This window comes from Finegoldia magna, assembly GCF_018371055.1.
Taxonomy (GTDB): domain Bacteria; phylum Bacillota; class Clostridia; order Tissierellales; family Peptoniphilaceae; genus Finegoldia; species Finegoldia magna_I.
Map to the genome: position 1 here is coordinate 1 of NZ_JAGYZD010000160.1, position 4,158 is coordinate 4,158.

Annotated in this window: 5 protein-coding genes and 1 pseudogene; 2 read left to right on the forward strand and 4 right to left on the reverse strand. The window is 33.6% G+C overall.

Annotation, left to right across the window (positions count from 1 at the left end; all coding sequences use genetic code 11):
• Nucleotides 1-162 precede the first annotated feature (162 nt).
• The gene (locus KHW44_RS07080) at nt 163-441 is read right to left on the reverse strand and encodes an LPXTG cell wall anchor domain-containing protein (RefSeq protein WP_304067710.1); all 279 of its coding nucleotides are present in this window, start codon (nt 439-441) and stop codon (nt 163-165) included.
• 3 nt (nt 442-444) lie between these two features.
• A pseudogene (locus KHW44_RS10135) lies at nt 445-507 on the reverse strand (DUF5633 domain-containing protein); the annotation flags it as partial.
• Between the two features lie 127 nt (nt 508-634).
• Between KHW44_RS10135 and KHW44_RS07085 the strand changes: the two are divergent.
• Nucleotides 635-1,183: a hypothetical protein gene (locus tag KHW44_RS07085; protein WP_304067712.1), complete on the forward strand. Its 549-nt coding sequence runs from the start codon at nt 635-637 to the stop codon at nt 1,181-1,183.
• Between the two features lie 60 nt (nt 1,184-1,243).
• The gene (locus KHW44_RS07090) at nt 1,244-1,456 is read left to right on the forward strand and encodes a hypothetical protein (protein WP_094204433.1); all 213 of its coding nucleotides are present in this window, start codon (nt 1,244-1,246) and stop codon (nt 1,454-1,456) included.
• A gap of 435 nt (nt 1,457-1,891) precedes the next feature.
• Here the strand turns inward: KHW44_RS07090 and KHW44_RS07095 are convergent, their stop codons facing one another.
• Together KHW44_RS07095 and KHW44_RS07100 are read right to left on the reverse strand one after the other, a co-directional pair.
• A complete protein-coding gene (locus KHW44_RS07095) occupies nt 1,892-2,830 on the reverse strand; it encodes a DUF5633 domain-containing protein (RefSeq protein ID WP_304067717.1) in 939 nt (312 codons plus the stop codon).
• A gap of 1,039 nt (nt 2,831-3,869) precedes the next feature.
• The coding region (locus KHW44_RS07100) for a hypothetical protein (RefSeq protein WP_304067720.1) at nt 3,870-4,158 on the reverse strand (289 nt) is incomplete at its 5' end.

Below are 4,158 nucleotides of genomic sequence, written 5' to 3' on the forward strand. Positions count from 1 at the left end.
ATCGCTCCTTTTAATATGTTTTGTTTGGTCACTTACATATTAACACAGCTGATTAGCTATGAGTTATTTTATGTTGCACTTGTTATGATAAATTATCCATGAAAAAATGGGACTAAAATTAGTCCCATTTTAAAATATAAATCTGTTTTATACTAAGATTAATTATTTACGTTTTCTGATTGAAACATAAGCGCCTGCTGCTGTTGATAAAGCTGCTGCTGCTAATGTTAAAATTTCAGCTTCGCTACCAGCTTTTGGTAATTCAGCTTTTTTCTTCTTATTTGGAGAATCAGTATCTTCTTTTCCTGGTTTTTCAGGTTTTCCTGGCATATCTGGTTTTTCAGGATTAGAAGGTTCACCCGGTTTTTCTGGTTCATCTGGTTTTTCTGGGTTAGATGGTTTATCTGGAGTTTCTGGGTCAGCTGGGTTTGGTGATAACAAGTAGTAGTATCTACCATTAGCACCTTGTCTTATAGTGTATGATTTGTTGATTGGATCATTTTCTAAAGCTTTCTTAGCTTTATATGCTAATTCTACGAATTTTTCTTTTCCATTTAATTATATCACGTAACAATCGTTACGGATTATTGTAGCTCTTATCTGTATAATAAAATCAAATAAATGGAGGGATAATATGTCAAGATTTTTAGGAAAAATTCATTATATAATGTTCGATAAGATAAATTACGTTGATGAGATTACGCGTTCAATGAGTGAGTTGTTGGATGATGTTGATTTGAAAAATATTGAAAGTGGAGCGTTGGAGGATTTGATCGACACGGACAATATTCACGGATGGTTACAGGTGAGAGTAGCAATTGTGGAGGATAATCTGGCGAAGGTTTTGAGTGAGCTTAAAAAAGAAGGAAAGCTTGAAGATGCTCTTAAAATCGCGTATGATTTCGGTGCAAAGGAAGATTTCTCGGGTGATGCTTCTGATGCATTCCAATTTATGTCTGAGAAGTTCTTGGACGGGATGCCTTGTGATATGGCGAATTTGCCAGTGGAATCAAATGATGGAGAGTTCCGTTGGATTAAGAGAATTGATGTGCACGAACAGTATTACATTTACGGTGAGTCTTCTGAAGTTTACGATGAGTTTCGCCGTGCGTGGATGAATGGTTTGTTGAGTGGTTGTGATGTGGAATACGTGGTTGAAGACGGAGTTAATATTATAAGGTAGTTTTGTGAGTTTTTGGGGTATAAATATATGTAAGATAACAACAATTGTAGGAGGTATGTTATGTATATTAGAGAAGAGGTACTTAAAAACGCGAATAATAAAGAAAAAGTTTCGGAAATTTTGGAAAATTATTTCAAAACAGATGCAAATTACGAAAACGAACACGATCGTGATGAACTTCGCCGCCGCGGCTTTGAAGAATTGAAGTTAATCGGAGAAATCCAAGTTTATCAATTGTTGATGAACTCAGATAACGATAGATCTAAATTATAATAATCAATCCCTTGTCATGTGACAAGGGATTTTTTGGTGGGATAGAGTATATGTCAGTGAAATAAATCAGATTACTGCTTTTACCAAGAAAAAAATTAGCACTCAAATAAAAGATGGTAACTAAGCGAGTCATCTGGAGAAAATTGTGTCAAATTTAATCGAAAAAATTCGTGAAAAAATCTCATTGTTTGAGTGCGTAGCACGAGTTTGAGATTTTAGAATTTCGAGATTAGAATTTGCCAATTTACGTAAGCCAGACGATGCGTGTTACGACTTTTATTTATTATCTTTGTGTCGCAATAAATTTACTAGTAAATGTGTTCGTGCAAATCAGTTTTCTGATTTCCATGATGCTGAAACAATCGTGGCAATGTTCTAATTTCCAAATAAAAAATGGGAGCACAAGACCCCATTTTTCTTTTTTAAAATTAAATTTTATTTGAGTTTTTTAAATGAAGTATACACACCAAAAACTCCTGCCAATGATGCTATTGCTAGTGTTAATACTTCTGTTTCAATACCAGATTTTGGTAGCTTTTTCTTTTCTGTAGTAACTTTTACTCTATTAACTTTGTTGTCCGAAGTAGTTCTAACAAGGGCTGCTTTCTTCTTTTCTGCGTTTTTCTTGAATTCTTCGGCTTTTTTCTTAGCTTTAGCTTTCATTTCTTCAGATTTCTTTTCTTCTTCAGCCTTCTTTGCTTCTTCAGATTTCTTCTTTACTTCTTCTTCCTTTTGTTTTTCTGCTGAATTTTTCAATCCATCGATTTTCTTTTCTTTTTCTGTTTGTTTCTTTTCTTCAGCAGTCTCTTCTTCTGTTTTTTCTTTTTTATAAGAATTAGTTGATTTTTCTGGTTGGATTTCCTTGAATTTTAGTGTGTAGTGCCATTTTCCATCTTTTTCTGCCACGTCAAATGCATGCTTCACTAATTCTGTGTCCAAGTCTTTCTTGGCTGCTTCTTCTGCTTTTTTCTTAGTATCAAAATCAGATTGAGGCTTTAATTGTTTGATTTTTTCAATTGCTTCATCAAAATGTCTCAACATTCCTATTGCATATTCAGTATTTAAACCTGTTGGTATATCAAAACCTGCTCTTTCTTTTTTTACATCTATCTTTAATTTTTCTACTTCGGAAATTTTTCCAAGCTTCTTTAATTCAGAATTTTTTTCTAATTTTAATAAATCAGGATCTTTTTCTAATTTTTCTATAATTTTATCAACATTATTCAATATTTCATTTAAAACTTCAACCGAAACTTTTTCTTGTAGCATTTTCGCACTATTTGTATTGTCTGCTGTAGCATAAGCGCTAACTCCACTGCCAAGAACTAAAGTTCCCGCAAGCGCAGCTACCAATAATTTTTTATTAAATTTCATATTAATATGACAATGGAAACTTCCCTTAACGGGCGGAATTTGTCGCCTCCCTTCAGTTTTTTCAAATACATTTCAAATCCGTTTCCAAGCAATTTCTTGCTATTCCATTTACACAATCTACTCGTATTATCTCCACATGAAATATTCCTACCGAAATACTCCTCGTTAAAACCACAAAAAATTCGAATTTTTTGTTAATATATACACAAGTTTTAGTTTGTCAAAAGTAGTTTTGCATATAACTATTTATATTGTTATTTTGATTATACTATATATTTTACCACGATACAATACAGATTATATTCCTCGTCAGTGAAACAAATCAGATTACTGCTTTTGCTAAGAATATCGTCTGGAGAAAATAACTAAAAACCCAAGCGAAGTGATCCGTCAAAAAATCTCACTCGTGCCAGTCGCAGACGCACTTGAGATTTTAGGGGCACGAGCGTGAGGATTTTTTTATTTTCGTAAGCTAGATATTCGTGCAATACAGTTTTCTGATTTTCCATTAACTGAAATAGCCGCGGCAATCAGACCAATTTGCGTAAGCCAGATGATGCATGGTGCGACTTTTATTCCGTAAGTTTATGTAGCGATAAATTTTTCCTTGTCAGTGAAACAAATCAGATTACTACGTTTGCTAAGAAAAAAATTAGCACTCAAATAAAAGATCGTAACTAAGCGAGTCATCTGGAGTAAATTGTGTCAAATTCAATCGAAGAAATTCGTTAAAAAATCTCATTGTCTGAGTGCGTAGCACGAGTTTGAGATTTTAGAATTTCAAGATTAGAATTTGCCAATTTACGTAAGCTAGACGATGCGTGTTACGACTTTTATTGCGTATCTTTGTACAACGACTTATTTTCGTAAGTCAGATATTCGTGCAAAACAGTTTTCTGATTTTCTGAGTCTGAAATAGCTTCGGCAGCCAATTTACGTAAGCCAGACGATGCGTGTTACGACTTTTATTCATTATCTTTGTGTAGCGACAAACAAACAAACAAAAATAGACCCTATCAAAGGGTCTATCGTGAGTGTATTATTCGTGCAATTCCACTGTGTCTTCGTGGTATTTTGCTGGTAAGCTTGATTTTTCTTTGTTCATTCCAATGAAGAAGTTAACGTTAGCTTCTTTTGATAAAACTTCCAAGTTTTCTAGGAATTCTTCTAATTGTTGTTCTGTCATTTCAACGATTGAGTAAATTCCATCTACGTAAATTGTTTCGATATCGAAATCTTGTGACATTATTCCTGCCAAAAATCCATACAAACTTTCTGGACTTGAGATGTGGAATGTCGATGCATCTATAAGTCTTACTGAGTGATCA

What these genes read in the sequence shown, in the direction of transcription:
- KHW44_RS07085 (WP_304067712.1), top strand. Translation starts at nt 635, where the DNA reads ATGTCAAGATTTTTAGGAAAAATTCATTATATAATGTTCGATAAGATA.
- KHW44_RS07090 (WP_094204433.1), top strand. Translation starts at nt 1,244, where the DNA reads ATGTATATTAGAGAAGAGGTACTTAAAAACGCGAATAATAAAGAAAAA.
- KHW44_RS07095 (WP_304067717.1), bottom strand. Translation starts at nt 2,830, where the DNA reads ATGAAATTTAATAAAAAATTATTGGTAGCTGCGCTTGCGGGAACTTTA.